Annotated in this window: 3 protein-coding genes; all 3 read left to right on the forward strand. The window is 66.0% G+C overall.

What is annotated here, in order from left to right; translation table 11 throughout:
- The coding region (locus tag WCB02_RS40500) for a M16 family metallopeptidase (RefSeq protein WP_423968254.1) at window positions 1-1,065 on the forward strand (1,065 nt) is incomplete at its 5' end.
- A complete protein-coding gene (locus WCB02_RS40505) occupies window positions 1,062-2,444 on the forward strand; it encodes a M16 family metallopeptidase (RefSeq protein WP_423968256.1) in 1,383 nt (460 codons plus the stop codon). The genes WCB02_RS40500 and WCB02_RS40505, both read left to right, overlap by 4 nt.
- A gap of 136 nt (window positions 2,445-2,580) precedes the next feature.
- Entirely contained in the window at window positions 2,581-3,000 is a 420-nt protein-coding gene (gene arfB, locus WCB02_RS40510) for an alternative ribosome rescue aminoacyl-tRNA hydrolase ArfB (RefSeq protein WP_423968258.1), read from the forward strand.
- Window positions 3,001-3,166 lie beyond the last annotated feature (166 nt).

Raw genomic sequence — 3,166 nt, forward strand, 5'->3', positions numbered from 1 at the left:
GAGAATGCCTTCACCTCGGAGGATTACACCGGCTTTTTCCAGCGGGTGCCGCGCGATCAATTGGCGCTGATGATGGACTTCGAAGCCGACCGCATGACCGGCCTCATTCTGAAGGACGAAAATGTGCTGCCCGAGCGCGATGTCGTGCTTGAGGAGTACAACATGCGGGTCGCCAACAATCCGGAGGCGCGGCTGAACGAGCAGATCATGGCCGCGCTCTACCTCAACCATCCCTACGGACGCCCGGTGATCGGGTGGCACCACGAAATCGAGAAGCTCAGCCGCGAGGACGCGCTGGCGTTCTACCGGCGCTTCTATGCACCAAACAACGCGATCCTGGTGATCGCCGGCGACACTGACGTCAACGAGGTGCGCCCGCTCGCCGAACAGACCTTTGGCAAAGTCGCAGCCCAGCCCGCGATTCCCGTGCGTCGCATCCGGCCGCAGGAGCCCGAACCGGTGGCGGCGCGCACGGTGACGCTGGCCGATCCCCATGTCGAACAGCCGACGGTGAAGCGTTATTACCTGGTGCCGTCCGCCGCGACCGCGGCCGCCGGCGAAAGCCCGGCGCTCGACGTGCTGGCGCAACTCCTGGGCAACGGCAGCAACTCCTATCTCTATCGTGAACTGGTGGTCGACCGGCCGCTCGCGGTCAACGCCAGCGCCGCCTATCAGGGCACATCGCTGGATGCGACGCAGTTCTCGGTCGCGGTCGCGCCGGCGCCCGGCGTGGAGTTTTCGGCGGTCGAGCAGATCGTCGACAAGGTGATCGCCGACGTCGCGCGGAACCCGGTGCCCGCCGAGGATCTCGAGCGGGTCAAGACCCAGTTGATCGCAGAAGCGATCTACGCGCAGGACAACCAGGCGACGCTGGCGCGCTGGTATGGCGGCGGTCTCACCACCGGCTTGAGCATCGATGATATCCGCAGCTGGCCGGACCGGATTCGCGCGGTGACTGCGGAGCAGGTCCGCGCGGCCGCGCAGAAATGGCTGGTCAAGAAACGCTCGGTGACCGGCTATCTGATCAAGGACACCACGCCGAAGCACGAGGAGAAGCGTTCGTGATCGACTTCATCACTCTGACACGGCGCTCCGCGTGCATCGCCCTCGGCGGCCTCGTCTTCGGGCTGCTGGCCCCGGCGCCGTCGCGCGCCGCCACCAAGATCCAGCATCTGGTTTCGCCAGGCGGCATCGAAGCCTGGTTCGTGCAGGATTCGACCGTGCCGCTGATCGCGATGGAATATGCCTTTGGCGGCGGCGCGGCGCAGGATCCGGCCGACAAATCCGGGCTCGCCAATCTGGTCGCCGACACCATGGATGAGGGCTCCGGCGACCTCGATTCCAAGGCCTATCACGAGCGGCTCGACCGCCGCGCCATCGAGCTGAGCTTCAGCGCGACACGGGATTATTACCGCGGCTCGCTGCGCATGCTGAAAGACAACAAGGAGGAAGCCTTCGAGCTGTTGCGGATGGCGCTGACATCGGCGCACTTCGACAGCGTCGACGTCGAACGCATCCGTTCGCAGATCATTTCCGGCCTGCGCCGCGACACCACGAGCCCCAACGAGCTTGCGGGACGCAAATTCCTCCAGCTCGCCTTTGGCGACCATCCTTACGGCCGCGAGGCCAGCGGCTCGCTGCAGAGCGTGCCAAACATCACGGTTGCCGATCTGAAGGATTATGTCCGCCGCGTGGTGGCGAAGGATACGCTGAAGATCGCCGTGGTCGGCGATGTCGATCCGGCGACGCTCGGCAAATTGCTCGACCAGACCTTCGGCAGCCTGCCGGCCAAGGCCGAGCTGACGCCGATACCCGACGTTGTCGCCGCCAAGCCGCCGCAGCGCGCCTACATCCCGCTCGACGAGCCCCAGACCGTCATCACCTTCGGCGGTCCCGGCATCCCGCGCCACGACCCGCAGTTCATGGCCGGCTATGTCGTCAACCACATCCTGGGCGGCGGCGGCCTGTCGTCGCGGCTCTATCACGAGGTGCGCGAGAAGCGTGGGCTGGCCTATTCGATCTATGACGCGCTGTTGTGGATGGACCATTCGGCGATCTTCATCGGCAATACCGGCACCCGCGCCGACCGCGCCGGCGAGACCATCGACGCCATCGACAAGGAAGTGCGCCGGATGGCCGAGGACGGCCCGACCCAGCAGGAACTGGACGAAGCGAAGTCCTACCTGAAGGGATCGCAGATGCTGCAGCTCGACACCTCCTCGAAGCTGGCCTCGGGACTGTTGCAATACCAGCTCGATAAGCTGCCGATCGACTACCTCGAAAAGCGCAACGGCATCGTCGATGCCGTGACGCTGGACGATGCCAAGGCCGCGGCCAAGCGGTTGTGGGGCCAGGGCATGCTCACGGTCGTCGTCGGCCGCGCGCCGCAGGCTGCGGCCGAGCCGGCCGCAGCAACCGCACCCGCACTGCCGAAGGCGGATTAGACGTCGTCGCTTGCCGGGCCAATTCGCCCGCGGACGAAAACGCTCAAGCCCTTTCCCTTGCGGGGAGAGGGCAGCAACTTTGCTGCAAAACCGCTATCCTGCGCGCACCGATCCATTCCCCTCCCCCGGTGACGCCATGCTGCGGATTTCCCGCGACCTCACAATCGACGAGAACGACATCGAGATCGATTTCGTCCGCGCCTCCGGCCCGGGCGGCCAGAACGTCAACAAGGTCTCGACCGCGGCGCAATTGCGCTTCGACGCGCGCCGCATCGCGCTGCCACAGGATGCCGCGGCACGGCTTGCGCGCCTCGCCGGCCAGCGCATGACCAAGGATGGCGTGATCGTGATCCAGGCCCAACGCTTCCGCAGCCAGGAGCGCAACCGGGCCGACGCGATCGACCGCCTCGTCGAGCTGTTGCGCGAGGCGATGGTGCGCCCGGTGCCGCGGCGCGCAACCAAGCCGACCTTCGGCTCCAAACAACGCCGGCTCGAAGGCAAGAAGCGCCGCGGCGACATCAAGGCCGGTCGCGGGGCGCGCCGGCTCGACGATTGAGGGCCGCCCGGGGCGACACAGCCGCGCGTGAAAGGCGGCCGGCCTTTGTTCTCAACCGAAACAGCCCGCTACTACCATCGCCGGTTCGGCGCGACCTACAGTCGGCGCACGGCAATGGTGATGCTCATGACGAAGCTACGCTGGATAGTTGCAATCGGGCTCGGAT

Source organism: Bradyrhizobium sp. (assembly GCF_049581145.1).
Taxonomy (GTDB): domain Bacteria; phylum Pseudomonadota; class Alphaproteobacteria; order Rhizobiales; family Xanthobacteraceae; genus Bradyrhizobium.

What these genes read in the sequence shown, in the direction of transcription:
- arfB (WP_423968258.1), top strand. Translation starts at nt 2,581, where the DNA reads ATGCTGCGGATTTCCCGCGACCTCACAATCGACGAGAACGACATCGAG.